The 24,517-nt window shown below is 70.1% G+C and carries 25 protein-coding genes; 12 read left to right on the forward strand and 13 right to left on the reverse strand.

Annotation, left to right across the window (positions count from 1 at the left end; translation table 11 throughout):
* The first annotated feature begins 22 nt into the window (after positions 1–22).
* A complete protein-coding gene (locus tag BGN97_RS06600; protein ID WP_292699122.1) occupies positions 23–661 on the forward strand; it encodes a TetR/AcrR family transcriptional regulator in 639 nt (212 codons plus the stop codon).
* Between the two features lie 151 nt (positions 662–812).
* Here the strand turns inward: BGN97_RS06600 and BGN97_RS06605 are convergent, their stop codons facing one another.
* Together BGN97_RS06605 and BGN97_RS06610 are read right to left on the reverse strand one after the other, a co-directional pair.
* Positions 813–1,847 carry an alpha-L-fucosidase gene (locus tag BGN97_RS06605; RefSeq protein ID WP_292699124.1) on the reverse strand — a complete coding sequence of 345 codons (1,035 nt, stop codon included), beginning with the start codon at positions 1,845–1,847 and terminating at the stop codon, positions 813–815.
* Positions 1,844–3,583: a beta-galactosidase family protein gene (locus BGN97_RS06610; protein WP_292699125.1), complete on the reverse strand. Its 1,740-nt coding sequence runs from the start codon at positions 3,581–3,583 to the stop codon at positions 1,844–1,846. Before BGN97_RS06610 ends, BGN97_RS06605 begins: the two co-directional genes overlap by 4 nt.
* Before the next feature lie 139 nt (positions 3,584–3,722).
* Between BGN97_RS06610 and BGN97_RS06615 the strand changes: the two genes are divergently transcribed.
* From BGN97_RS06615 to BGN97_RS06635, 5 genes are read left to right on the forward strand one after another with little or no spacing between them, the layout of a single operon-like run.
* Positions 3,723–4,937: a hypothetical protein gene (locus BGN97_RS06615; RefSeq protein WP_292699127.1), complete on the forward strand. Its 1,215-nt coding sequence runs from the start codon at positions 3,723–3,725 to the stop codon at positions 4,935–4,937.
* Positions 4,924–5,412 (forward strand): hypothetical protein, encoded by a 489-nt coding sequence (locus tag BGN97_RS06620; RefSeq protein WP_292699129.1) that lies wholly within the window; start codon positions 4,924–4,926, stop codon positions 5,410–5,412. The genes BGN97_RS06615 and BGN97_RS06620 overlap by 14 nt, the downstream gene beginning before the upstream one ends.
* Entirely contained in the window at positions 5,409–5,705 is a 297-nt protein-coding gene (locus BGN97_RS06625; RefSeq protein ID WP_292699131.1) for a WXG100 family type VII secretion target, read from the forward strand. Before BGN97_RS06620 ends, BGN97_RS06625 begins: the two co-directional genes overlap by 4 nt.
* Complete coding sequence (locus BGN97_RS06630) at positions 5,706–6,260, forward strand: hypothetical protein (RefSeq protein WP_292699132.1); 555 nt, start codon at positions 5,706–5,708, stop codon at positions 6,258–6,260.
* Between the two features lie 20 nt (positions 6,261–6,280).
* Positions 6,281–6,943, forward strand: coding sequence for a DNA alkylation repair protein (locus BGN97_RS06635; protein ID WP_292699134.1), 663 nt, complete (start codon positions 6,281–6,283; stop codon positions 6,941–6,943).
* Positions 6,944–7,102: 159 nt separating this feature from the next.
* Here the strand turns inward: BGN97_RS06635 and BGN97_RS06640 are convergent, their stop codons facing one another.
* Positions 7,103–8,227, reverse strand: a complete 1,125-nt coding sequence (locus BGN97_RS06640) for a hypothetical protein (RefSeq protein WP_292699136.1) — start codon at positions 8,225–8,227, stop codon at positions 7,103–7,105.
* A gap of 104 nt (positions 8,228–8,331) precedes the next feature.
* Positions 8,332–9,402 (reverse strand): DUF998 domain-containing protein, encoded by a 1,071-nt coding sequence (locus tag BGN97_RS06645; RefSeq protein ID WP_292699138.1) that lies wholly within the window; start codon positions 9,400–9,402, stop codon positions 8,332–8,334.
* 40 nt (positions 9,403–9,442) lie between these two features.
* Here BGN97_RS06645 and deoD point away from each other — a divergent pair, with 40 nt between their 5' ends.
* Together deoD and BGN97_RS06655 are read left to right on the forward strand one after the other, a co-directional pair.
* Complete coding sequence (gene deoD / locus BGN97_RS06650; protein ID WP_292699140.1) at positions 9,443–10,153, forward strand: purine-nucleoside phosphorylase; 711 nt, start codon at positions 9,443–9,445, stop codon at positions 10,151–10,153.
* A 78-nt stretch (positions 10,154–10,231) separates the two neighbouring features.
* Positions 10,232–11,269 carry an FUSC family protein gene (locus tag BGN97_RS06655; protein WP_292699141.1) on the forward strand — a complete coding sequence of 346 codons (1,038 nt, stop codon included), beginning with the start codon at positions 10,232–10,234 and terminating at the stop codon, positions 11,267–11,269.
* 40 nt (positions 11,270–11,309) lie between these two features.
* On the opposite strand, the gene BGN97_RS06660 is transcribed toward BGN97_RS06655, so the two are convergent.
* Positions 11,310–11,957, reverse strand: coding sequence for a TetR family transcriptional regulator (locus tag BGN97_RS06660; RefSeq protein WP_292699142.1), 648 nt, complete (start codon positions 11,955–11,957; stop codon positions 11,310–11,312).
* 57 nt (positions 11,958–12,014) lie between these two features.
* Here BGN97_RS06660 and BGN97_RS06665 point away from each other — a divergent pair, with 57 nt between their 5' ends.
* On the forward strand, positions 12,015–12,827 hold the full coding sequence (locus BGN97_RS06665; RefSeq protein ID WP_292699144.1) for an SDR family NAD(P)-dependent oxidoreductase: 813 nt from the start codon (positions 12,015–12,017) through the stop codon (positions 12,825–12,827).
* Between the two features lie 161 nt (positions 12,828–12,988).
* On the opposite strand, the gene BGN97_RS06670 is transcribed toward BGN97_RS06665, so the two are convergent.
* Positions 12,989–14,620 carry a SulP family inorganic anion transporter gene (locus BGN97_RS06670; protein WP_292699147.1) on the reverse strand — a complete coding sequence of 544 codons (1,632 nt, stop codon included), beginning with the start codon at positions 14,618–14,620 and terminating at the stop codon, positions 12,989–12,991.
* Entirely contained in the window at positions 14,617–14,979 is a 363-nt protein-coding gene (locus BGN97_RS06675; RefSeq protein WP_292699150.1) for a metalloregulator ArsR/SmtB family transcription factor, read from the reverse strand. The genes BGN97_RS06670 and BGN97_RS06675 overlap by 4 nt, the downstream gene beginning before the upstream one ends.
* Before the next feature lie 211 nt (positions 14,980–15,190).
* Between BGN97_RS06675 and BGN97_RS06680 the strand changes: the two genes are divergently transcribed.
* Positions 15,191–17,671, forward strand: a complete 2,481-nt coding sequence (locus BGN97_RS06680) for a DEAD/DEAH box helicase (protein WP_292699153.1) — start codon at positions 15,191–15,193, stop codon at positions 17,669–17,671.
* 77 nt (positions 17,672–17,748) lie between these two features.
* On the opposite strand, the gene BGN97_RS06685 is transcribed toward BGN97_RS06680, so the two are convergent.
* The gene (locus tag BGN97_RS06685) at positions 17,749–18,567 is read right to left on the reverse strand and encodes an acyltransferase family protein (RefSeq protein ID WP_292699156.1); all 819 of its coding nucleotides are present in this window, start codon (positions 18,565–18,567) and stop codon (positions 17,749–17,751) included.
* A gap of 88 nt (positions 18,568–18,655) precedes the next feature.
* Here BGN97_RS06685 and BGN97_RS06690 point away from each other — a divergent pair, with 88 nt between their 5' ends.
* Positions 18,656–19,321, forward strand: a complete 666-nt coding sequence (locus tag BGN97_RS06690) for a response regulator transcription factor (RefSeq protein ID WP_292699159.1) — start codon at positions 18,656–18,658, stop codon at positions 19,319–19,321.
* A gap of 2 nt (positions 19,322–19,323) precedes the next feature.
* Positions 19,324–20,448 carry a HAMP domain-containing sensor histidine kinase gene (locus BGN97_RS06695; RefSeq protein ID WP_292699161.1) on the forward strand — a complete coding sequence of 375 codons (1,125 nt, stop codon included), beginning with the start codon at positions 19,324–19,326 and terminating at the stop codon, positions 20,446–20,448.
* Here BGN97_RS06695 and BGN97_RS06700 read toward each other — a convergent pair.
* From BGN97_RS06700 to BGN97_RS06720, 5 genes are all read right to left on the reverse strand, one after another.
* Entirely contained in the window at positions 20,390–21,121 is a 732-nt protein-coding gene (locus BGN97_RS06700; protein WP_292699220.1) for an N-acetylmannosamine-6-phosphate 2-epimerase, read from the reverse strand. The genes BGN97_RS06695 and BGN97_RS06700 overlap by 59 nt on opposite strands.
* Positions 21,122–21,134: 13 nt before the next feature.
* Entirely contained in the window at positions 21,135–22,028 is an 894-nt protein-coding gene (locus tag BGN97_RS06705) for an alpha/beta hydrolase (RefSeq protein ID WP_292699164.1), read from the reverse strand.
* A complete protein-coding gene (locus BGN97_RS06710) occupies positions 22,025–22,849 on the reverse strand; it encodes a carbohydrate ABC transporter permease (RefSeq protein ID WP_292699167.1) in 825 nt (274 codons plus the stop codon). The genes BGN97_RS06705 and BGN97_RS06710 overlap by 4 nt, the downstream gene beginning before the upstream one ends.
* Positions 22,846–23,784 (reverse strand): sugar ABC transporter permease, encoded by a 939-nt coding sequence (locus tag BGN97_RS06715; RefSeq protein ID WP_292699169.1) that lies wholly within the window; start codon positions 23,782–23,784, stop codon positions 22,846–22,848. Before BGN97_RS06715 ends, BGN97_RS06710 begins: the two co-directional genes overlap by 4 nt.
* Positions 23,781–24,517: extracellular solute-binding protein (locus BGN97_RS06720; protein ID WP_292699173.1), on the reverse strand; the 737-nt coding region annotated here is incomplete at its 5' end. The genes BGN97_RS06715 and BGN97_RS06720, both read right to left, overlap by 4 nt.

The raw sequence follows: 24,517 nt of genomic DNA on the forward strand, positions 1-24,517 counted from the left end.
ATGGTTGTCAATAGGGAGAATGATGCCCGAACCCCGCACGACGCGCACCTACCGGTCCGATCTGCGCACGGAGCAGGCGGCCGCCACCCGTCGACGCGTGCTCGACGCCGCGGCCGCGAGCTTCGCCGAGGGCGGCTACTCCGGCGCCTCGCTCGCCGAGATCGGACGACGGGCAGGCGTCTCCGCCGAGACCGTCAAGGCCAACGGTCCGAAGCGCGATCTGCTGCTCGGCGCGTTCGAGCAGGCGTTCGCCGGAGCGGAGGGCGAAGCGCAGCTCGCCGACAGCGCCGAGGGGGCGAGAATCGCGGCGCTCGACGACGGCGAGGCCCTGCTCGCCGCAGCCGCCGAGCTCATCGCCGCCGCCAACGCGCGCACGAGCGTGCTGTGGATCGAAATCCTCAGTGCGGCAGGCGCCGACCCCGCCATCGCGGAAGCGCTCGAAGTCATGCTCGCCCGCCGCATGGACGACTACCGCGCCACCGTCCGGCTGCTCGTCGAACGCGGGATCGCCCCGGCCGGCACCGACATCGACGGTGCAGCGGCCGCGCTGTCCTTCCTCTGGTCGCCTGAGGGGCATCAGCAGCTCGTGCTGCAGTCCGGCTGGAGCATGCGGCGCTACACGGCCTGGCTGTGCGACGCGGCGCGCAGGCAGCTGGGCTGACTCGCGATGCCGGACGCGGGCGATCGGGCGTCGTCACGCACCACGCTCGTACACTGTCGCCGAGTGCACCGGATGCTGCCGAGCGCACGGCTTGTTCACGCGAATGTCCCGTGCACTCGGCGAGGTGCCGTGCTGTCGACGAGGGCGTGGCTCACTCAGGCGGCTCGGTCGAGGCCTCGTAGCCGTCGGGCAGTTCGGGAGTGATCAGGGTGGCGTCCGCGGGGTAGACGATCACCGCGTTCAGCTCGGCGTCCTCGTCGGTGCGGATCTCGAAGCTCGACAGCGTCGCGGAAGCGACCTGATGGATGCGACGGATGCCGACCGTGCCGCCGGCGACGAGCTCGCGCCCGTCGTCGACGACCGCGTGCCGGGTGATGCGCTGGCCGTTCTCGACGGCTTCGCGCAACTCGATCTGGCCGACCTCGGTCGATTCCGGAAGCGTCGCGATCCAGCATCCGGGCTCCTGCTGGACCAGAGTCGCGTGCGCCGCACGAGCGAAGCGGCGGTCGAGCTCGGCACGGAACTCGCGGACCCGGTCCACGTCGGCCGCGTCGATCCGACCGGAGATGTCCGGCGGCAGATTCAGCAGCAGGTTCGCACCCAGGCCGACGGACTGCAGATGGATCGCCATCAGGTGCGCGACGCTCTTGGGTGCGTCGTCCGGATGCCAGAACCATCCGCGCCGGATCGACACGTCGCACTCCGGAGGTGCGTACACGTTCTCGGCCAGCTGATCGCTGCCGGTCACGTACTGGTTCAGCGCCATGCGGTCGGTGACGTAGGCCGCCGCGTCCTGATACCCCGGCGCATGCCGATCCCATGGCGACAGGTAGACGCCGAAGCCGATGCCGCGCCGCCGGCACGCGTCGGCGACCTCCGCCACCACGTCGCCGTGTCCGCCCCGCCAGGGCGAGGAGGCGACGGAGTAGTCCGTGGTCGCGGTGGGCCACAGGCAGAAGCCGTCGTGATGCTTCGCTGTGAGCACCACGTACGCCGCGCCGAGTTCCACCGCCGTGTCCACCCACTGGCCGGCGTCCAGATCCGTCGGGTCGAAGATCGCGGGGTCGAGCGTGCCGTCGCTCCACTCCAGGCCTGCGAAGGTGTTCAGCCCGAAGTGCAGGAACATCCCGACTCCCGCACGCTGCCACGCCAGCTGTGCGGGGGTCGGTCGCAGTACGGCGCTCATGACCCGACGAACTCCTCCCGCGGACCGTAGTCGGCGCTCTCGCGGATCTCGACGGCGGCGCCGAGCCGGTCGGTGTCGAGCACGACGATCTCGTTCTCGCCCTCGCGCCAGAGCGGACCGGGGGCGTACAGCGTGACCTGCGGGCCGCGCTCCCAGTACCGTCCGAGCAGGAAGCCGTTCAGCCACACCATGCCCTTCGCGGAGCCGGGCAGCGCGATCCACGCGTCGAGCGGGCGCGAGACGGTGACGGACGCCGTGGCCAGGCCGTCCGCTCCGGCGGCGAGCCCCGCCGCGGGAACCGCGTCGCGCGGCAGCATCCGGTGCTCCCAGCCGTGCTGGAACCGGCGGCCGATCAGCACCCCACCGAGGATGCCCTTGCGCTCGCCCGTCAGCGGCCCGTAGTTGATCCGCCCGAGGCTCTCGACGACGATCGTGAGCCGCCCGGCGCCACCGGCCGAGGGCAGCGCGAGGCTCTGCTCGCCGTCGTGCTCGATCGCGCCGAGACGCACGTTGTCGAGGAACACCGTGGCGCGATCGCGCAGCTCGCGCAGCGTGAGCACCGTGTCGGCCTCGAACACGACATCCGACTCGTAGGCGACCAGGCCGTCCTCCGCACCCAGCTCCTCGTACGCGAGCGGCTGAGGCGCGGTGGCGACGACCGCCTGCGCGCGCACGACGTCGAGCAGCGAGGCGATCGGCACGAGCGCAGCCGATGCGGCGGGCTGATGCTCCGGAGCATCCGGAGGCTCCGGAAGCTCGCCCGCATGGAACGGGGCGAACGCCGCGCGCAGCGCGTGGAACTTGTCGTTCAGCGAGCCGTCCTCACCGATCGGGGCATCCGAGTCGTACGACGTGATGGTGGGCTGGATGACGCCGTCGTGGTTTGCTCCCGCCCACAGCCCGAAGTTCGTGCCGCCGTGCGCCATGTAGACGCTGACCGAGCCGCCGGCATCGAGCAGCTCCTGCACCGTGCCGATCATGCTCTCGGCCGATCGCACGTGGTGCTGCTCGCCCCAGTGGTCGAACCAGCCGCCCCACAGCTCGCTGCACATCAGGTGGTGATCGTCGCGGCGCAGCTCCTGCGCGAGGGGGACACCGGTGCCGAAGGTAAAGGTGCCCATCACGCCAGGGATGCTGCCGTTGCGCACCATGTCGGCCGTCGTGCCGTCGGCGGTGGTGAGCATCTCGACCATCCCTCGCTCGCGCAGCGCGTCGCGCTGGTGTGCGAGGTAGGCCTGGTCGGTGCCGAAGGAGCCGTACTCGTTCTCCACCTGGATCAGCCGGATCGGCCCGCCATGCACGGCCTGCAGTGGCTCGAGCTGCGGGATGAGCGCGTCGAACCAGGCATCCACGGCGGTCAGGAAACCGGCATCCGACGACCGCAGCGCCCGCACCCGACCGGACAGCCAGAACGGGATGCCGCCGTTCGACCACTCCGAGCAGATGTACGGGCTGGGGCGCACGTAGACATCCAGGCCGACCTCGCCGGCGATGCGGATGAAGCGCGCGACATCGCGCCAGCCGGTGAAGCCGAACTCGCCCTCGGTGCGCTCGTGGAAGTTCCAGGCGATGTAGGTGTCCACGGTGTTCGCGCCCATCGCCGCGAGGCGGCGCAGCCGGTCCTCCCACAGGTCGGGGTGGATGCGGAAGTAGTGCACCGCGCCGGAGAGGATGCGGTGCGGCTCGCCGTCGCGGAAGAGGTGGCCCTCGCGCCAGGTGAGGGATGCAGAGGGCATGATGCTCCAGAGTCGAGGGGCGGCCGTGTTGACGTTCACACTACCCGCGATCGACGGTGCCCATGGGGAGAGCTACCCCCGTCGCGGAGAACGGATGCGCGGTAGCCTTCTGAAGCGCACTGTGCGAACACCGAGGGGGATGATCCACATCGACATCGACATGGGCCAGCTGTCACTTGCGCAGCAGGTGCTTCAGCGGCAGAGCGAGCACGCGGGTGCCATCGGCGAGCACCTCGATCAGTACGCGCGCATGACCCACCGCGAGCTCGGGCTGATCCTGATGCTCTTCAAGCCGATCGGCGATGCCATCGTGGATGCCGGGGTCGGAGTGTCGAACGTCTCTCGCGAAGCCTCGAGCCTCGCCGCCGAGCGCATGGGTCAGACCGTCCAGGCCTACCAGGACGCCGAGCGGCGCGTCCGCGAGCTCATGACTCCGGTGATTCGGATGCTCACCGGCCACCCGCTGCCTCCGTACCAGCCGCCGACGATGCCGACCCTGGGCGATGCCCTCGACGGCGCTCCCTCGCGATACGGCGAGCCGGACGGCAACCTCTTCAACCAGGCGTTCTGGGACGGCTACTCGATGGCCGAGTGGGCGGACGAGACCGGCGGACGGCTGGGCGACCGGGTCCGCTCGGGGCTCTCGGCATCACGCGAGGTCGTCGAGACGAGCGATGCTTCGTCCTTCCTCCCCCGCCCGCAGGGCGAGGATCCCGAGATCGAGAGCATCCGCTGGAAGGCCGGGCCGATCTTCGGTGGCGTCGACTGGATCTGGGAGGAGCTCTTCGGCTTCTCTCTGCTCGAGGAGGTGACCAAGCCGTTCGTCGGAGACTGGGAGCGCATGCGCGAGGCATCCCAGGCATGGACGCACGCCGGCGACGCGATGGACGCCATCTCGCAGAACTACATGGGCCTGTTGCCGCCCCTCGCCGTCTGGCAGGGCAAGGGGTCGGAGATGTTCCTCGCGGCCTCGGGGGTCGTGTCGCAGGCGCACGCGGCCGTCGTGGGTCCGGCGGGGATGGTCTCGACGGCGCTGACGGCGCTGGTCGCCGCATGCAAGCAGGCGGTCGGCCTCATCCTCGGGTTCCTGGAGGACCTCGGATACGACCTCATGCTGATGGCGGCCATGGCAGCGGTTCCCGTGGCCGGATGGCTGGTCGATGCCGCCGTCGGCGCGATCAAGATCATGGAGTGGATCGGCAAGGCGCAGAAGATGTACTCGCTCATCAACATCATCTACGACCTCGTGTCCGGCATGGTGGGGAACGTGTCCTCGACGGTGGACACCTGGTTCCGCATGTCCGACCTCTACGAGGGCATCGTCAGGGCAGGAGCCGTTCGTGTCGGCATCTGATGAGGCCATCCAGCCCGTTGCGGGGACGTTCCCCGAGAAGCTCGCGCACGTTCTGAACGTGATCAAGGAGCAGAGCGCGGCGCTCGAGGTGGATCGTGCCGCGAACGCCGCGGTCTTCGCCGCGTCCGAGAGGAAGCGCGCCGAGGCCGCCCGCAGCGGAGAGCTCGGGCCGGAATGGCGTATCATCCAGCGACGCATAGACGCCGAGGAGACCACCTTCGGAGACGTGTTCTCCGGCGCCGACACGTCGCGCGAGGCGGAGGCGCTGCGATCGACCGCCCGCCGCAACCTGGCCCAGCTCCGCGCATCGTGGGAGGACCCCGGCGAGGAGAACGACGACACCGGCCGCCCCGAGCAGCTGGCGCCGCACCTGCAGGCGCAGGGGATGGCCCGAGAGGCCCGAGAGCAGTACGACCAGCTCGCCGCGCAGATCGCACAGGCGCTGCGCGACGCACAGCGAGGAGGACAGCGATGAGTGAGAACGCCTACAAGGTCGAACCCGACGCGCTTGACGCCGCATCGACGGACATCGCCAATGCGAAGCGCGCGATCGACGGTCACCAGCAGAGCCTCGACCGATCCACCGCCGAGCTGCTAACCCTCTGGACGGGTGCAGCCTCGCAGGCCTGGGGACGCACACAGCACGGCTGGCAGGGCGACCTGGGCGAGGCCATGGCCGCCGCCGCCGCACTCTCCACGGCAGTTCGGGATGCTGCGGATGCCTACCGGGACGCCGACGACGCCGTCTCGCGCGCGTGGAGCATCTGAGTGTACGTAGGCAGAGGCAGGAGCGCTCGAGTCGCCCCTGGCACGGATCGCCGCGGGATCCGCGGAGCCAGGTTCCTCGTCCGAGGAGACGCCGGCGCGGTTCTGCGCGAGGGCGTCACGGCGCTCCGGAGCGCGCGTTTCGCCCCCGATCCAGCACTGCAGTCGACGCTCGCGGCCACCGGGTCGCCGTGGATCGCGCAGGCCCTGACCATCGGCCGGCCGGCCGGGCGGTGGAGGCTGACTCCCGATTACGGGGACTTCCCGCTCAATCTGCTCCCCTTCCTCTGGCCGCACGTCGCGCTGACGCTCGCCGTCGCCTGCGCACGGACGACGGATGCCGGAACCGAGCTCGTCCTCTTCGCGCACCCGTCGATGCTGCGCGCGGGCGAGCGCACGAATGACAGCGGAGCTCTGATGTCGAAGGCCGCCACCACGCTGCAGCAGCGCTTCACGGCACCCGGTGCGCTGCTGCAGCACGGACCGATCACCTCGGTCGACGACGAGGACTGCCCCGCGTCGGCGACGTTCGTCCGCACGCGCCTCGGCTGGACCTGACGCTCACCTACCCTGGACCCATGACCCTGACCGCTTCCGAAGCACTGGCCGAGCTCGCCGCGCTGGAGGACCCGAAAGCGCGCGCGGTGAATGAGCGGCACGGCGACGCGCACGGCGTGAACCTGTCGAAGCTGCGCGCGCTGGCGAAGCGGGTCGGGATGTCGACCGATCTGGCTCGCGAGCTGTGGGACAGCGGCGACGTCGCCGGGCAGCTGCTGGGGCTGCTGATCGCGAAGCCCCGGGAGCTCTCGGCGGACGAGATCGATCGGGTGCTGCGCAGCACCCGCAGCGCGAAGGCGCACGACTGGCTGGTGAACTACATCGCCAAGAAGTCGCCGCTCGCCGAGTCGCTGCGCGAGCGGTGGATGGATGACGCGGATCCCGACGCCCGTGCCGCCGCCTGGTCGCTGACCTCCGTGCGGGTGCAGAAGACACCGGACGGTCTGGACCTCGACGCACTGCTGGACCGCGTCGAGAGCGAGCTTCGCGATGCGCCGAGCCGCGAGCAGTGGGCGATGAACGAGACCCTCGCGTACATCGGCATCCACCACCCGACGCTGCGCGAGCGCTCCGTCGCCATCGGCGAGCGCCTGCAGGTGCTCGCCGACTACCCGACCCCGCCGAACTGCACCTCGCCGTTCGCGCCGGCGTGGATCGCCGAGATGGTCCGCCGCCAGGGCTGACGCCGGTCGCCGCCGCTGCCCGGCGTGCGGGCGAATGGAAAGAGTCGGTGAGACCGGTCCGGAACCGGCCGTTTCCATCCATGGGAAGTGCGGACGGATGGAAAGAGTCGGTCCGCGGCATCCGGAACCAGCGTTTCCCATCCCGCCACCCGCCGCGCCTCAGTGGTGGAACAGCCGCAGCCCCGTCGTGACCAGGGCGATGCCGTGCTCGGCCGCCGCCGCGGCCACCTCGTCGGAGCGCGTCGATCCACCGGGCTCGACGATCGTGCCGACGCCGAACTCGGCGGCGTGGTCGACGTTGTCGCGGAACGGCAGGAACCCGTCCGAGACCAGGGTGACGTCGGCGAGCTTCCCGGCCCACTCCTCGCGCCAGCCGTGCTCGTCGTAGCATGCGGACGCCTCGTCGCCGAAGAGCTCGGCGAACTCGACCCGCTGCGCACGGGTCATCTCGGCGCCGGCGAAGCGGATCTGCCAGTTCAGCCGGTCCTGCCGCCGCATCCCGTCGGCCGTCGGCAGGTCGCGGACGAGCGGATGCCTGCGCAGCCACCACACGCGCGCCTTGGCGCCCGCGAGACGGACGCAGTCGACCCGGTTCTGCTGGCCCGCGCCGATGCCGATCGCCGCACCGTCCTTCACCAGCACGACCGAGTTCGACTGCGTGTAGCGGGCCGTCGCCATGCCCAGCAGCGCGTCGCGGCGGTGCGGCTCGTCGAGGGCACCTGCAGGCAGAGCTGCGGCGAGATCGGCGGCGTCCCGATCCTGCTCCAGCACGGCACCCAGCACCTCGCGGCGCTCCCGCGCGGAAGGCTGCCAGTCGGAGCCGGCATCGAAGATCAGGAACCGTCCCGACTTCTTCGCCCGCAGGATCTCGACCGCGCCCTCCTCGTACCCGGGCGCGATGACCGCATCGCAGATCACGGTGCGCAGGAACTCGGCGGTCTCGGCATCCACCGGGCGCGACAGCGCGACCACGTCGCCGAAGGACGACTTCGGGTCGGCATCGCGGGCGCGTACGTAGGCGGAGATCAGGCTGTCGGCGGGGACACCCGAGACCCGCCAGGTCTCGGCGGCGACGTCGTCGATCGGACCGGCCAGTGCGGCGCCGGCCGGTGAGACGTGCTTGAAGGATGCCGCGGCCGGCAGCCCGCCCGCGTGGTCGGCCTCTCGCACGAGGGCGAAGGCGTTGAGCGCGTCGAGATAGTTGATCAGCGACGGCTCGCCGCCGAGCACGGCGGGGCCTCCGGTGACGGCGGCGGACTGGTGCGGATTCATCCCGTAGCGCACGGGCACTCCCATCTGTGATGGGCACCCAGGCGGTCGATGCCGTTGTCGCGCTCCCTGCCGGTCATCCGGCCTCGCCAGTCGCCTCTCCAGGATACGGGCAGCAGCTATGGACGCAGCGGGGTCCGGCGGGCCGAGGGGCGGGATTCGTCGGGAGCGAGGATGCCGAGCAGCTGGACCAGCGTCGACAGCCACAGCAGCACCAGCCCGACGACGATCGCCTCCAGCGCGGCCACCGACAGCATCCGCAGGACGAACGCGAGCACCACCGCGACGGCGATGAGCACCGCCAGCACCACCGTGAGCGCGCGCAGCATCCGCAGCTCCCCCATCAGCACGGTGGTCGCGATCGCCGCTGCGACGATCAGGCCCAGGGTCGCGAACGCGGCGATCGCATGCGGCACCGGCACCTGATCCAGCGGCAGAAGACCGACGGCGGCGAGCGCCAGTCCGGCTCCCGACCACGCGACCACGACGACGGCGATGCCGCGCAGGGCGGCGTCGCCCAGCATCCGGTGCAGATCCCGGCCCACGTACGAGCCGGTCGTCGCGATCAGCAGACCCGCGATGATCACCGTGCCGTTGAACGCCCAGCCTCCCGCGCCGATGCCGAGCTGCGAGAAGCTGCGGTCCCACCAGGTCGTGTCGGTGGCGGTGAGCACGGCGAACAGCGTGCCGATCACGAGGAACGCGAACAGCAGCGAGGCGACGTCACGCGTGCTCAGCCGGATGCCGGCGCGGAACGCGAACCTCCCGCCGAGCGCCGACGCCACGCCCGCCAGCAGTCCTCCGCCGATCGCCGGCAGCTGCAGGCCCTGCAGCCCGGTCGCCAGGACCTCTCCGGCGAGAAGCACTCCCAGGCCTGCCACGCCGACGAGTGCGAGCGCGACGGCGACCGTGCTGATGTCGGAGACCACCGCCTGCCAGGTGGGCATCGGTGCGGTCTCCCCTGCCCGATGCATCCAGGTGCTCACCGCGAACGCCGCCGCCGCGATGATCCCGGCGACCACGGCGACGGGCATCAGCACTCCGCCTGAGACCAGCACTGGGCCGTCGCCTCTGAACGGGCGCGTCCCGCCCCACAGCACCACGGTGCCGGCGAGCAGTCCCACAGCGAAGCAAACGGCGGTCGCCCACAGCATCCGTCTCTGCTGCTGCAGCATCCGCTCCACGTCCATGACCTCATGCAACCACTCCGCGGGGACATAACCTGGGATCATGAGCACCCACATCGGCGCCGCGCCCGGCGAGATCGCCCCCATCGTCCTGTTCCCCGGCGACCCGCTGCGGGCGAAGTGGATCGCCGAGAACTTCCTCGACGACGCGCAGCTGTACACCCAGGTGCGCGGGATGCTGGGCTTCACGGGCACGTGGAACGGGCACCGCGTGTCGGTGCAGGGATCGGGCATGGGCCAGCCGTCGATGTCGATCTACGCCAACGAGCTGTTCGACTCCTACGACGTGCAGACCATCGTGCGCGTCGGTTCGTGCGGCGGGCTGACCGAGCGCGTGGGCATGCGCGACATCATCATCGCCAACGGCGCCTGCACCGACTCCGGCATCAACCGCACGCGCTTCCACGGACTGGACTACGCACCCGTCGCGGACTTCTCGCTGCTGCGCGCAGCGGTCGAGGCCTCGGAGGCGCTCTCACTGCAGGACCGCACGCACGTGGGCCTGCTCTACTCGAGCGACCAGTTCTACACGACCCGTCCCGAGCTGACCGAGCCGCTCGTCGCGCACGGGGCCCTGGCCGTCGAGATGGAGACCAGTGCGCTGTACACGCTCGCCGCCTACCGGCAGCGCCGCGCCCTGAGCATCTGCACGGTGTCCGACCACCTCGTCACCCACGAGGAGACGACGTCCCAGGAGCGCGAGCAGACCTTCGGCGACATGATCGAGATCGCGCTGCGCGCCGCGACCGCCTGAGGGCGTCCGTTCGGGAGCAGGAGGGGGCGGAGCGACACCGGCCCCCAGGGTGACACCACTCGCGACTACCGTTGTCCCATGCGCTTCCCCGCCACGCTCCGCTCGGCCCGACGGGCCCCGCTGCTGCAGGTGCTGAAGTCGGCGGCCGCCACGATCGCGGCCTGGCTGATCGCGGGCTGGGTGCTGCCGGGTCCGCTGCCGGTATTCGCGGCGATCGCCGCCCTGCTGGTCGTGCAGCCGAGCGTGAACCAGTCGCTGTCGAAGGCGATCGAGCGCAGCGTCGGCGTGATCCTCGGCGTGATCATCGCGGTGCTGCTGACGGTGGTGCTGGGCGCGCAGAGCTGGGTCGTGCTGGCCGCCGTCGTCGTCGCGATGCTGGCGGCCTGGGCGATGCGGGCCTCCACCGGCACGGGGAATCAGGTCGCGATCTCGGCCGTGCTCGTGCTGGCCCTGGGCGCCTCGAACCCGGACTACGCCTTCGACCGGATCATCGAGACCCTGATCGGCGCGGCGATCGGCTTCGTGATCAACATCGCGATCGTGCCGCCGGTCCTCACCGCACCCGCCCGGCGTGACATCGGGATGCTGGGGCGCGAGCTCGCGGCATCCCTCGACCGCCTCGCGGAGGCGCTCTCCGCGAACCGCAGCGGTCCGCAGCTGCAGGAGCTGATGCTCGAGGCGCGTCTGCTGCGGCCGATGAAGGATGCCGCGGAGGCCTCGCTCAAGGAGGCCGAGGAGTCACTCGCCCTGAACCCGCGCCGGGGACGGCACCGCGACGATCTGACCGCGCTGCGCACCCTGTTCGAGCGCATCTCCCCCGTGGTCACTCAGGTGATCGGCATGACGCGCGCGTACATCGACCACTACGAGGACTCCCTCGCCCAGGACCCCGCGGTGCGCGCGATCGGCGATCAGCTGCGCCGCGCAGGACACGACATGCGACTCGCCGTGCAGACGGCCGACGTCGCCCCGGAACCGGACGCCATGACCTCGACGATCCCGGCGCTGACCACCCCGCTGGTGGTGCGTCCACCGGCATCCGATCATTGGATCCTGGTCGGCTCGCTCATGGAGGATCTGCGCCGCATCCACGGCGAGCTGCGCGACGAGCCCTGAGCGCTCGCGGCCCTCGGCCACCGCTCGCGCAGGGGCGCGCTCATCCGAGTCCGCGCAGCACCGCGTCGACAGCGAACCGCAGCTCGGCGCCGGCATCCGTGACGTCCTGCCGCTCGGCACCTGCGAGCCGCGGGAAGCGGTCGGCGACCGCCCCGCCCAACCACGACGGCGGCGGCGTCCCCTGGACCGTGCGCTCCAGAGTCGCGTAGGTGCGCACCAGGCCGTCCAGCAGCATCGCGAGCCTGAGCGCGTCGATGGACGCGTCATCGATCGCGCCGACGAGAGCGTCGATCCAGGCGTAGGCGCGCGGCTGCGTGGGCATACCAGTAGGGGAGACCTCGGAGAGCCACGGATGCTGCGCGTACCGCGCCGCGAGCAGCTCGACCCACCGGCGGCAGCGACCCCGCCAGTCGGCGCCGTCGATCGCGGGCGGATCGCCGACGGCGCGATCCACCATCAACTCGATGAGCGTCGCCTTGTCGTCGACGTAGCGGTACAGCGCGGTCGTGGTCATCTCCAGCCGCGTCGCGACCCGGGCGAGCGAGAGCGCCTCCAGTCCGATCGCGTCGGCGAGGGCCACCGCCGCGTCGGCGACCTCGAGTGGGCTCCACCGCGCCTTCGGTCCGCGCACGGTGGGCGGATCGATGCCCCAGAGCTGACGCAGCGCCCGATCACCTTGACTGTGCATGCCGTTCACTGTAACGTATCCACATCAGTGAATGTCATTCACAGTAAGGAGCAGGGCATGGCGAACATCCTCATCACCGGCGCATCGTCGGGTATCGGCGCGCGCGCCGCCGGCATCCTCGCGGCGCAGGGGCACACCGTCCACGGCGCCGCACGCAGTACGGAGGCGATCGCCCGGATCGAGGGCGTGATCCCGGTGGCGCTCGACCTCAGCGCCGAGACCTCGATCCGCGACGCCGCAGCCGCGGCATCCGCCACCGGCCCGATCGACGTGCTGATCAACTGCGCCGGCTACGGCGAGTTCGGCAGCGTCGAGGAGACCTCCCTTTCCGACGCCCGCGCGCAGCTCGAGGTCAACGTGCTCGGCGCCATCGGGCTGATCCAGGCCGTGCTGCCCGGCATGCGTCAGGCCGGAAGCGGCCGGATCGTGAACGTCTCCTCGCTCGCCGGCGAGTTCGCCGCACCGCTGGGCGGCTGGTATCACGCCTCCAAGTTCGCGCTCGAAGCGCTGTCCGACTCGCTGCGCGGCGAGGTCGCGCAGTTCGGCATCGACGTCACGCTGGTGCAGCCGAGCTACGTCGCGACCGACTGGCACGACACGGCGATGGACCGCCTGGAGCACGCATCTGCGAGCGGCCCCTACGCGAGCATGGCCGCGGCGATGCGCCGGTACTTCTCCAGCCCGGCCCTGGCGAAGCAGATGTCCAGCCCCGAGGCCGTCGCCGAGCTGATTGCGAAGGCCGCGCTCACCGCACGCCCGAAGACCCGCTACCGGATCGGCCCGGGCGCAGGCGTCGCCGTCGCGCTGTCGACGATCCTGCCCGACCGCGCATTCGACGCCCTCACCCGCAAGCAGTTCGGATACGCCTGAGCTCCCGTCACGGGCTGGCGGACTCCACAACTCCGGAGAATCAGACTGGAGTCGGCGCCACAGGCCGGGTTCGGACCATTTCGACGCGGATTCTCCGGAGTTGTGGCCGTGCGCGTGCGTCGACCGCAGCTCCGGCGACCCGCTCACGGACGCGCTGCGACTCAGGCCGACGCCCGCGCCACGTGGCTCCTGGCATGCGCGACGGCGGCGTCCAGGTCGTCGAAGAGGTGGTTTTGATGGCGCAGCGAGCGCAGCACGCCGACCCGCTCCGCGAGCTTCAGATGCTGCGGCTGGATGCCCTTGACCAGCACCGTGATGCCACGGCGCTCCAGCGACACGGTCATGTCGGTGATGACCTGCGCACCCGTGGCGTCGAGGAACTGCAGCTGTGACATCCGGATGATCACCACCTCGATGTCGCGCAGCGCGGTGACGCGCTCCAGCATCCGCTCGGCCGCACCAAAGAACAGGGCGCCCTCCAGGCGGAACAGCGCGATCCGCTCGTCGCCGGGCTGCGCGGCACCGGGCAGCTCCTCGCGGTGCACGCCGCTGGCCTTCGCCAGCTGCCGCAGGGCGAAGAACCCGGCGGCGAGCAGGCCGATCAGCACGGCGTAGATCAGGTCGACGCTCACCGTCACGATCGCCGTGACGATGAAGACCACGGCATCCGCTCTGGTCGATCCCAGCACTGCCCGCACGGTCGAGGGCGCGATCATGCGGCAGGACGTGACCATCAGCACTCCCGCGAGCGCGGCGAGCGGGATGTGCGAGACGACGGATGCCCCGACCAGCACCACCGCGAGCAGGAGCAGCCCGTGCACGACGGCGGCGAGGCGGGTGCGCGCGCCGGCACGGATGCTGACCGCGGTGCGGGCGATGGCGCCGGTGGCCGGCATCCCGCCGAAGAGCCCGGCGGCGATGGATGCCAGACCCTGACCGACCAGCTCGCGGTCGGCGTCGTAGGGGCCGGTGTCGGAGATGCTCGCGGCGACGCGGGCGGCCAGCAGCGACTCGATCGCGGCGAGCGCAGCGACGGCGAGGGCCGGCCCCACGAGGCCGAGGGCGGCACCCGGCTCGCTGACGGGCAGCGTCGGCGCAGGCAGCCCCGGAGGGAGCTCGCCGATCATCTCCACGGGCAGGCCGAGCAGTGCGGCGAGGAGCCCGGCGACGACGATCGCGAGCAGCGAGCCGGGGAACTTCGGGGCGAGCCTGAGCGACACCAGCATGATCACCACGACGATCGCGACGAGCAGCAGCGACCAGCCGAGCTTCGGCCAGGACGCCGTCAGCAGCGACTGCACGGCCGCGACGGCGGCGTTCGTGCTCTCCCCCGGCGCCGTGCCGGTGGCGGTCGGCACCTGCTGCAGGAAGATGATGATCGCGATGCCGAGGGTGAACCCCTCGATCACCGGCCAGGGGATGTAGCTGATCGTGCGGCCCAGGCGCAGGACGCCGGCCAGCAGGACCATGACGCCGGCGAGCAGGCAGATCAGCGCCAGGGCCCCGGTGCCCTGGGCGGCCATGATGGGTGCGAGCACCACGACCATCGCGCCCGTCGGACCGGAGACCTGCACGTTCGAGCCGCCGAAGACGGCGGCGACGACGCCCGCGATGATCGCGGTGACCAGGCCGCTCTCCGCCCCGGCGCCCGAGCTCACGCCGAAGGCGAGGGCCAGCGGGAGCGCGACGATGCCGACCGTGATGCCGGCGAGCAGATCGCCGCGCCAGGTGCGCGGCAGCGCAGCGTAGTCGACGCGGGACGGGAGCAGGCCCCGGAGCCCGTGCTGGGTCACGCCCGCACCGGGATCTCGGGGAGTCCGTCGTGCTCGACGAGCTGCTGCTGGGTGGTCTGCAGGATCTCCCCGAGCAGGGTGCGGGCGACGCGGAGCAGGTCGGCGACCTCGGGATAGGCGAGCCGGTAGTAGACCAGGCTGCCGCGCCGCTCGGAGACGACCAGCCGGTTCCGCCGCAGCACGGCGAGGTGCTGCGAGACGTGCGACGCCTCGAGGCCGATGTCATCGAGCAGCTCCGACACCGACGCCTCGGGGGATGCCGACAGCACCTCGAGGATGCGGATGCGGATCGGGTGCGCGAGCCCCTTGAACAGGCCGGCCTTCACCTCGTACAGCGGACGGGTCGGGTCGCTCAGCATCCGCTCTCCTCCTTGCGGTCGGTATGACGGATTCATCATATCGCAACATGGTGAACCCGCCGCCGACGCGCGGTGTGCTCGCCTACGGCGACCGGGAGCGCGCCACAACTCCGGAGAAACGCGCCGGAACCGCTCCGCAGACCGGGTTTCGGCCCCGCCCGCCGTCGTCCTTCCGGAGTTGTGGCGGATGCCCGCGTGAAAGGATCGAGGGGTGACCCTCCTCGATCCCACGACCGTCAACGGCGCCGACGCGGATGCCGTCTACCTGGCGTTCGTGGAGTGGGCGGAGTCAACCGGCATCAGCCTCTATCCCGCGCAGGACGAGGCGGTCATCGAGATCGTCTCGGGTCAGAACCTGATCCTGTCCACGCCCACGGGCACGGGGAAGTCGCTGGTCGCGATCGGCGCCCACTTCGCCGCGCTGGCCGAGGGGCGCCGCACCTATTACACGGCGCCGATCAAGGCGCTCGTCAGCGAGAAGTTCTTCAGCCTGGTCGACGTGTTCGGAGCCGCGAACGTCGGCATGGTCACCGGCGACTCGGCGGTGAACGCCGACGCCCCGATCGTCTGCTGCACGGCCGAGATCCTCGCGAACCTCGCGCTGCGCGAGGGTGCGGATGCCGACGTCGGCCAGGTCGTGATGGACGAGTTCCACTTCTACGGCGACCCCGACCGGGGCTGGGCATGGCAGGTGCCGCTGCTCACGCTCCCTCAGGCGCAGTTCGTGCTCATGTCCGCGACCCTCGGCGACGTCACGGAGCTGGCATCCGATCTGACACGGCGCACCGGACGGGAGACGGCCGTGGTCACGGGCGTGGAGCGGCCCGTTCCACTGCACTTCTTCTACGAGACGACGCCGATCCACGAGACCATCGAGGACCTGCTGCACACGGACCGCGCCCCGGTCTACATCGTGCACTTCTCGCAGGCCGCGGCGATGGAGCGCGCGCAGGCGCTCGCCAGCGCGAAGGTCGCCACGCGCGAACAGCGCGATGCGATAGCCGACCTCATCGGCGGGTTCCGGTTCACCACAGCGTTCGGCAGGACGCTCTCGCGCCTGCTGCGGCTCGGCATCGGCGTGCACCACGCCGGGATGCTGCCGAAGTACCGGCGTCTGGTCGAGCAGCTCGCCCAACGCGGGATGCTGCGGGTGATCTGCGGCACCGACACGCTCGGCGTCGGCATCAACGTGCCCATCCGCACCGTGCTGCTCACCGCGCTGACCAAGTTCGACGGCCAGCGGATGCGGCAGCTGAACGCCCGCGAGTTCCACCAGATCGCAGGGCGCGCCGGCCGCGCCGGCTTCGACACGGCGGGCACGGTCGTGGCGCAGGCCCCGGAACACGAGACCGAGAACCTCGCGGCGATCCGCAAGGCCGGCGACGACCCGAAGAAGAAGCGCAAGATCATCCGCAAGAAGGCGCCGGACGGTTTCGTGTCCTGGGGCGAGCCGTCGTTCCAGAAGCTGATCTCCTCCGAGCCCGAGACGCTCACCTCGCACATGCAGCTCACCAGCGCCATGATGCTCAACGTCATCGCGCGCGGCGGCGACGTGTTCGGCAATATGCGCGCGCTGGTATACGACAATCACGAGCCCAGGGCGAAGCAGCGCCTCCTCGCCCTGAGAGCGCTCGGGATCTACCGGACGCTGCTCGAGTCGGGCGTGGTGGAGAACGGTCCGGAGGGAGTCAGGCTCACGGTGGACCTGCAGCCGAACTTCGCCCTCAACCAGCCGCTGTCGCCCTTCGCCCTCGCGGCGTTCGAGCTGCTCGACCCGGGCTCGGCGACCTTCGCCCTGGACATGATCTCGATCGTCGAGTCGACCCTCGACGACCCACGCGCGATCCTCTCGCAGCAGGAGTTCATCGCACGGGGCGAGGCCGTCGCCGCGATGAAGGCCGAGGGCATCGAGTACGACGAGCGCATGGAGCTGCTCGAGCAGATCACGTGGCCCAAGCCGCTCGAGGAGCTGCTCGCCGCCGCCTTCCAGACCTTCAGCGCCGCGCAGCCATGGATCCGCGACTTCGAGCTGCACCCCAAGTCTGTGGTGCGCGACATGTACGAGCGGGCCATGTCGTTCGGGGAGTACGTCGCCTTCTACAAGACGGCGCGGTCGGAGGGCGTGGTGCTGCGCTACCTCTCGGACGCCTATCGCGCGGCATCTCAGACGATCCCCGAGCATCTGAAGACCGAGGAGCTGCGGGATCTGATCGAGTGGCTCGGCGAGCTGGTGCGCCAGGTCGACTCGAGCCTGCTGGACGAGTGGCAGGAGCTGGTCAGCGGCGTGCTGGTCGACCATGCGGAAGGGCCGGTCGTCCCGCCCGCGCCCAAGCGGCTCACCGCGAACGTGCGCGCCTTCCGCATCCTGGTGCGCAACGAGCTGTTCCGGCGCGTGCAGCTCGCCGCTCGCGAGGACCTCGAGTCGCTGGATGCCCTGGACCCCGCGTTCGACGGCTGGTCCGACGCCCTCGACGCGTACTTCGCCGAGCACGACGAGATCCTCACCGGAGCGGATGCCCGCGGGGCCGCCCTCCTGCTCATCGAGCAGGGCGCGGAGCAGTGGACCGTGCGGCAGATCCTGGACGACCCCGCCGGGGATCACGACTGGGGCATCTCCGCGACCGTCGACCTGGCGGCATCCGACGAGGCCGGCGAAGCCGTGATCCGCGTCACGGGCGTCGACCGGCTGTGACGCGCCGCCTCTGAAGGACATTCGCGGTTCTGAAGGACGTCCGCGCGCCCAGCCTCCTTCAGAACGTCATCCGTCCTTCAGACGCGCGCCGCCCTCCGGCCGAACCGACCCAGCAGCAGCGGATCGAACAGCGCCTCCCCGCGCACCCGCCGCAGCAGCGCGTGCGCGCCGAGGCTCGCGGCGATCACCAGCGCGGTGATCAGCAGCGGCTCGATCATCGCGAACACGGGCCCGCGGTACACCCAGGGCTCCACGCCCCGCAGCATCCGATCCAGCAGTGCCAGCGGGATCATGTGGATCACGTAGATCGGCAGGGTCCGCCGCCCGATCCAGCGCAGCGGCGCCGCGAGCGGCTCCCACCTGTCGATCAGGGCGCACGCGCTGATGCCCGCGAACACGGCGAGCGCCGACAGCAGTGTCCACACGCCGAACCACTGTCGCGCACCCAGCAGCGACACGATCACCAGGGATGCGGTGTAGAGCACGCCGAGCCCTGCGGCGGTCGCCCAGCTCGCGCGCGCGGCGAAGCGGCGCACCAGCCCCGGCAGGCGCAGGCCCGCCAGGAAGAAGACGACGTTCTGCACGACCTGCCAGAGGTTGCCGCTGTCGGGCAGCATCCCGGCCGCCGTGACCGCCGAGACGACGAAGCCGAGAGCAAGCAGCACGGCCGCGGGGATGCGACGAGTGACCCTGCCCACGAGCAGGTACAGCGCCAGCGCGAGCAGGTACCAGAGATTGGTCGGGCTGACCGTCAGCTGCAGGAGCAGGCTCCAGGCATCCGTCGCCCGGGCGGTGTCGAAGTCCGGCCCGGCTGCGGCGAGCGCGAAGGTCTGGATGACGGCGAAAAGAGCGGCGGCCCGTCGGTTGCGCCGGGCATCGGCGGCAGATGAGTTCATGCTGACCAGTCCACGCGCGCGCCCGTTGCGAGGACGTATGCGCTTTTCGATATGTTCCCGATATGCGCCGGTGCGTAGGATCCTTCACATGCGCGTGCTGATCGTCGAGGACGAGCCCTATCTCGCGGAGGCCATCCGCGACGGGCTTCGTCTCGAGGCGATCGCCGCCGACATCGCCGGCGACGGCGACACCGCGCTGGAGCTGCTGAGCATCAACTCCTACGACCTGGCGGTGCTCGATCGGGACATCCCCGGGCCCTCCGGCGACGAGGTGGCTGCGTGGATCGTGGCGTCCGGCAGCGGCATCCCGATCATGATGCTGACCGCGGCGGATCGTCTCGACGACAAGGCGTCCGGCTTCGAGCTGGGCGCCGACGACTACCTCACCAAGCCGTTCGAGCTGCGAGAGCTGGTCATGCGGCTGCGGGCGCTGGACCGCCGCCGCGTGCACGCGAGGCCGCCCGTGCGCGAGATCGCGGGCCTGCGTCTGGACCCGTTCCGGCGCGAGGTCTTCCGCGACGGCAGGTACGTGGCGCTCACCCGCAAGCAGTTCGCGGTGCTGGAGGTGCTCGTGGGCGCCGAGGGCGGCGTTGTGAGCGCGGAGGAGCTGCTGGAGCGCGTCTGGGACGAGAACGCCGACCCGTTCACCAACGCCGTTCGGATCACGGTCTCGGCGCTGCGCAAGCGGCTCGGCGAGCCCTGGGTGATCGCGACCGTTCCTGGCGTCGGCTACCGGATCGACACGGAGGGATGACGGTGACCGAGTCCCGCCGGCGCGGTGTCAGCGCGCGGATGAAGCTCACGTTCAGCTACGCCGGGGCGTTCCTGCTGGCGGGGGCGCTGATCGTCGGCGCAGGATGGGTGATGATGCTGCTGCGCAGCTACTTCCCCGTGCTCGACGAAATGCTGCACGCGGCGATCCCCTCGCAGTACCGGCAGTTCCTGCTGGACTTCCTCGTGCCTGTTTCGGCGGGTGTGCTCATCGCCCTGACCGGAATCGGTTTCGCAGTCGGGTGGTTCGTGGCGGGGCGGATGCTGGCACCGCTCGAGCGCATCGGGGAGGTCGCCCGCCTCGCCGCGCAGGGCGACCTGTCGCGCCGGGTCGCCCTGGAGGGCAGGGGCGACGAGTTCCGCGACCTGGCCGACGTCTTCGACATGATGCTCGACCGCATCGAGGCGCAGGTGGCCGAGCAGCAGCGGTTCGCAGCCAACGCCTCGCACGAGCTGCGCACGCCGCTGGCGATCATGCGCACCCAGCTGGAGGTGGCGCAGGCGGACCCTGATCGGGATGCGGATGCCGTGCTCGCCCGGCTGCATCAGGTGAACGGGCATGCGATCGATCTGACCGAGGCGCTGCTGCTGCTCGCACGCGCCGACGGCCAGGCGTTCGATCGCGAGCGGGTGGACCTGTCGCTGCTCGCCGAGGAGGCGGTGGAGACGCTGCTGCCGCTGGCCGAGCGCCGCGGGATCGTGATCGAGTCGGCCTCCGACCCCGGGTTCGTGATCGGCTCGCCGACCCTGCTGCAGCAGCTGATCACGAACCTGCTGCACAACGCGATCGTGCACAACATCCCCGAGAACGGGCGCATCGGGCTGCGGATCTCGACGACCGAGTCCTCGGTGCTGCTGGCGGTCGCGAACACGGGTCCGCGCATCCCGGATGCCCTGCTCGCGACGCTCGCGGAGCCCTTCCAGCGCGGCGCGGGTCGCACGCGGCGCACGGACACGCAGCCGCTCGACGCCCCAGGCGAGCAGCGCGGCCTGGGCCTCGGACTGGCCATCGCGCAGAGCATCGTCCGCGCGCACGGCGCGCTGCTGCGCCTCACCGCCCGCCCCGAGGGCGGTCTGCTCGTGGAGGCCTGGCTGCCGCGGGCGCGGTGAGCGCCTGCGCAAACCAGGAGGTGATCGTCGTCGGGTGGGTGATCGCGGTGCCAACGCACACGGCGAAGGCGCCCGCGGCACGCGCCGCGGCGACATCCTGAGGCGTGTGGATCCGCCCCTCAGCCATCACAGGAGCATTGCAGGCCGCAGCAATGCTCGCGATCAACTCAAGATCCACCCCCGGAGTGCGCGGTCGCTCCCCCGTGTAGCCCGAGAGCGTGGTGCCGAGGATGTCGGCGCCCGCTTCCTCGGCCGCACGCGCATCTGCGAGCGAACCGCAGTCCGCCATCACCCGTACGGTCGGATGCTCGTCGCGAAGCCGCGCCACCGTCTCGGCCAGGCTCAGCCCGTCGGGGCGCGGGCGTCGGGTGCCGTCCAGGGCGACCACATCGGCCCCGGCTTCGGCGACGGCGAGCGCGTGGCGAAGGGTCGGGGTGATGAACACGCCGTCGACCCCGTCCTTCCACAGCCCGATCACGGGCACGGTCAGGTCGCTCGCGGCACGAAGATCATCGATGCCCTGCAGGCGAATACCGGCCGCCCCGCCCTGCACAGCCGCGCGAGCGATCTGCGCCATCGTGTTCGCGTCGCGCATCGGCTCACCCGGGTAGGCCTGGCAGGACACCACCAGCCTTCCGTCGAGAGCGGCGAGAATCTCGTCACGTTCGTACACGGTCACCTTCGTCTCACACCTCGCCGTTCCGAACACGACGCAGCCACTCCCGGCGGGCGCGGTGGGATTCCTTCGAGACCACGGCATCCTCCACGACGCAATCGAACCCGTGGAATCCGCCGGACCACACGTGCAGCTCAGCGCTGATCCCGCACGCCCACAGCGAGGCTGCGAAGCCCGTGATCGAATCGCGGAACACCTCCGCCGATCCCGCGTCCAGATAGACCGGCGGCAGGCCGGCGAGGTCCTGTCGCCGGCCGGGCGCTGCGATGACAGAGCCCTCCAGCGCCATCGCCCAGGCCGTCCTGTTCGACGACGAGCTCCACGACGGGTCTCCCTCGAACTGCCCGGCGGATGCCGTGTCGATGTCGTCGAGCATCGGGCACACCAGCATGAGACCGGCGAGGTCGATGCCACGATCTCGGCATTCCAAGGCGGCCGCCGCGGCGACTCCGCCACCGGCGCTCTGGCCGGCGAGCACGATCGGCAGACCGTCCTTCGCGGCCGCCACGACCGCTTCCACGACTCGCGCCACCATCGCATCGAACGTCGCATCCGGCGACAGCGGGTACTCGCAGGTCCACACGTCGAGTCGAAGGGCCGCGCAGTGGCGCGCCAGCACGTCGACGCCGTCGAAGCGGTCGCCGGCGATGAGCCCGCCGCCGTGCAGGAACACCACCCGCAGCACCGGCGCCTCTTCGCCGAGGAAGAGCGTGATGCCCTCCGCCGGCTCCGACCAGCTGAGTCCGCGGCTGTGCGCCACAGCATCCGCGGTCGTTCCTCGCTGCGCGGCGATGCGGCGGTACTCCGCGACCTCCGCCGGCGACGCCACGTCGGTCGGAACGATCCCGGCAAGCTCCGCCAACCCCTGCCGCAGCGGCGGGGCGACTGCTGGTCTCGGCTTCATCCCTTCACCGCACCCATGGTCATACCGGCGACGTAGTGGCGCTGCATGAGCAGGGCGAAGATGACGATCGGCAGACAGATGATCAGGCTCAGCGCGGCCATCGAGCCGTACTTCACCCCGGCGTCGGTGATGAACGATGCCACACCGGTGCTGAGCACCGGGTTGTTCGAACGGGTCAGGGACTGCGCGATCAGGAACTCGTTCCAGCTGAGCACCGCCGTGAGCACACCCGCGGTGGCCATGCTGCTGCCCACCATCGGCAGAGTCAGGTGCAGGAATCGCTGAGGCAGAGTCGCCCCATCGATCGCTCCGGCTTCGTCGATCTCGTTCGGCAGACCGCGGAATGCAATGAGCATGAGCCAGGTGGCGAACGGGATCGTGATCGACAGATGACCGAGCACGACCGCGAACGGGGTGTCGAACAGGCCCCAGTCACGCATCATCACGAAGAACGGAATCACCATGGCGATGCGCGGGTAGAAGCGGAAGAACAGCAGCACGAAGATCACGGCGCCGATCACCCAGGGGCGAAGCCCCAGGCGAGCCAACGCGTACCCGCTGAGGGTTCCGAGCAGTACCGAGACGATGGTGGTGATCGTCACGATGATCAGAGAGTTGCGCAGCATGACCCCGGTCTTGGGGTCAGAGAAGATCTCGGCGAAATTCTCGGTCGTGGGATGCTCGGGCAAGAACGATGACGAGAAGAAGTCTGCCGGGCTCTTGAAGCTCGCCGAGATGAGCTCGAAGAACGGGAAAGACCACACGATCACGACGATCACGATCAGTGCCGTCATCATCGCACCGACGATGCGCTTGTTCACGAGGAGACCTCCCTCGATGCCCGGTCAAGCCGGAACATCATCACGATGATCACAGCGACAATGATCATGAACAGCCAGGAACCGGCAGCCGACGAGCTGATCTCGAAGTTGCGCAGGCCGAGCGCGTACAGGTAGTAGGTGAGCGTGTAGCTCGAGTAGCCCGGTCCACCCTGCGTGAGCGTGTAAACGGTGTCGAGCTGCAGTAGCGAGTCGAGCGAACGGAAGGTCACCACGAGCGCGAACGCCCCGGTGAGCATCGGCAGTTCCACGCTGCGGAAGGCGCGCCAGCGCCCGGCGCCGTCGACGCTTGCCGCTTCGACGAGCTCCTGAGGAATGGAGAGCATCGCCGAGCTGACGACCAGCATGACGAAGGGAGTCCACTGCCACGTGTCGACGACAATGATCGCGACGATCGACCAGAACGGATCGGCAAGCCATTCGGGGCCGGTGACACCCACCGAGGCGAGCATCGCGTTGACCGAGCCGCTGCGCGAGTTGAACATGAGGCGCCAGATGTTGGCTGCCGCGACGGGGGCGATCACCATCGGCAACAGCAAGATGGCGCGTGCCGTGCGGTGCAGAGCACGCCCCTTGCGCAGCAGGGCGGCGAGCCCGGTGCCGAACACCAGCTGCAATGCCACACCGCACACGGTGATGATCAAGCTGGTGCGCGCAGCGCCCCAGAACACGGGGTCGGCGAGCACCTTGGCGTAGTTGGCCCACCCGATGAAGTCGCCGGGTTCGGTGGAGTTGGTCAGTGACCACTCACGGAACGACAGCAGGCTGGCATTCGCCAGGGGGTAGACCTGCAGCGCGATAACGGCCAGCAGGGCGGGCGCGAGACACACCCACAAGAAGAATCGGTCAGGACGGGTGGTGAGCGGGGAGGCCGCGCGGCGGCGCGACCTCCCCGTCGTCACGAGTTGGGTACTCACTTCTGGACGAACCCGTTCGCCTTGCCGGTGGTGATCAGCGCCTTGGGAACTTCGAGTCCCGCCCAGCCCTGGTTGATGGCGGCGACCGCGTCAGCGGCCGTGCCCTTGCCCGAGACGAACTCGCTCATCGGGCGCATGAACGGATCGAACGACTTGAGCGTGAGCGGCAGCGGAAGCGCCTTCGCCAGGTTCTGTGCCTGGATGGGCAGGTCATTGGCGTGCGTCTTCAGCAGCTCGGGGTCTTCGTAGGTCGACTGGAACGGCGAGCCGATGCCGTACGTGAACATCCACTCGGTGGCGTGCTCGGGGGTCAGGAAGTCCTCGATCCACGACCAGGCGAGGTCCTTGTTCTTCGACAGCTTCGACACCGACAGCGACCACGTCGACAGCGCCGGGGTGCCCGGGCCGGGGAACGGAACCTGAGCCCAGGCGTCGCCCAGCGTGGAGCGTGATTCGTCGTTGAGAGCGCCGCGCACGAAACTCGGCCAGACGATCAGCATGGCAGCCTTGCCCGCGAGGAAGTTCTCGTTGGCTTCGTCGATGCTCAGCGATGCGGCGTTGGCAGTGCCGAGCGCGGCGATGTCGCCGATGGTCTGCATGGCCTTCGTCGCGCGGGCCTCGTCGAGTGCCCACTTGCCATCGGAGTTCACGTAGTAGCTGTTGTACGCACCCTGGAAGATCGAAGGGATCTGATCGGCGGCACCGAAGGCGAACGAGATCGGCACGACGTCGG

This window comes from Microbacterium sp. 69-10 (assembly GCF_001897945.1).
Lineage (GTDB): Bacteria > Actinomycetota > Actinomycetes > Actinomycetales > Microbacteriaceae > Microbacterium.

What these genes read in the sequence shown, in the direction of transcription:
- deoD (WP_292699140.1), top strand. Translation starts at nt 9,443, where the DNA reads ATGAGCACCCACATCGGCGCCGCGCCCGGCGAGATCGCCCCCATCGTC.
- BGN97_RS06635 (WP_292699134.1), top strand. Translation starts at nt 6,281, where the DNA reads ATGACCCTGACCGCTTCCGAAGCACTGGCCGAGCTCGCCGCGCTGGAG.
- BGN97_RS06665 (WP_292699144.1), top strand. Translation starts at nt 12,015, where the DNA reads ATGGCGAACATCCTCATCACCGGCGCATCGTCGGGTATCGGCGCGCGC.
- BGN97_RS06645 (WP_292699138.1), bottom strand. Translation starts at nt 9,402, where the DNA reads ATGGACGTGGAGCGGATGCTGCAGCAGCAGAGACGGATGCTGTGGGCG.
- BGN97_RS06615 (WP_292699127.1), top strand. Translation starts at nt 3,723, where the DNA reads ATGATCCACATCGACATCGACATGGGCCAGCTGTCACTTGCGCAGCAG.
- BGN97_RS06685 (WP_292699156.1), bottom strand. Translation starts at nt 18,567, where the DNA reads ATGAACTCATCTGCCGCCGATGCCCGGCGCAACCGACGGGCCGCCGCT.
- BGN97_RS06605 (WP_292699124.1), bottom strand. Translation starts at nt 1,847, where the DNA reads ATGAGCGCCGTACTGCGACCGACCCCCGCACAGCTGGCGTGGCAGCGT.
- BGN97_RS06600 (WP_292699122.1), top strand. Translation starts at nt 23, where the DNA reads ATGCCCGAACCCCGCACGACGCGCACCTACCGGTCCGATCTGCGCACG.
- BGN97_RS06675 (WP_292699150.1), bottom strand. Translation starts at nt 14,979, where the DNA reads ATGCTGAGCGACCCGACCCGTCCGCTGTACGAGGTGAAGGCCGGCCTG.
- BGN97_RS06705 (WP_292699164.1), bottom strand. Translation starts at nt 22,028, where the DNA reads ATGAAGCCGAGACCAGCAGTCGCCCCGCCGCTGCGGCAGGGGTTGGCG.
- BGN97_RS06625 (WP_292699131.1), top strand. Translation starts at nt 5,409, where the DNA reads ATGAGTGAGAACGCCTACAAGGTCGAACCCGACGCGCTTGACGCCGCA.
- BGN97_RS06655 (WP_292699141.1), top strand. Translation starts at nt 10,232, where the DNA reads ATGCGCTTCCCCGCCACGCTCCGCTCGGCCCGACGGGCCCCGCTGCTG.
- BGN97_RS06690 (WP_292699159.1), top strand. Translation starts at nt 18,656, where the DNA reads ATGCGCGTGCTGATCGTCGAGGACGAGCCCTATCTCGCGGAGGCCATC.
- BGN97_RS06660 (WP_292699142.1), bottom strand. Translation starts at nt 11,957, where the DNA reads ATGCACAGTCAAGGTGATCGGGCGCTGCGTCAGCTCTGGGGCATCGAT.
- BGN97_RS06610 (WP_292699125.1), bottom strand. Translation starts at nt 3,583, where the DNA reads ATGCCCTCTGCATCCCTCACCTGGCGCGAGGGCCACCTCTTCCGCGAC.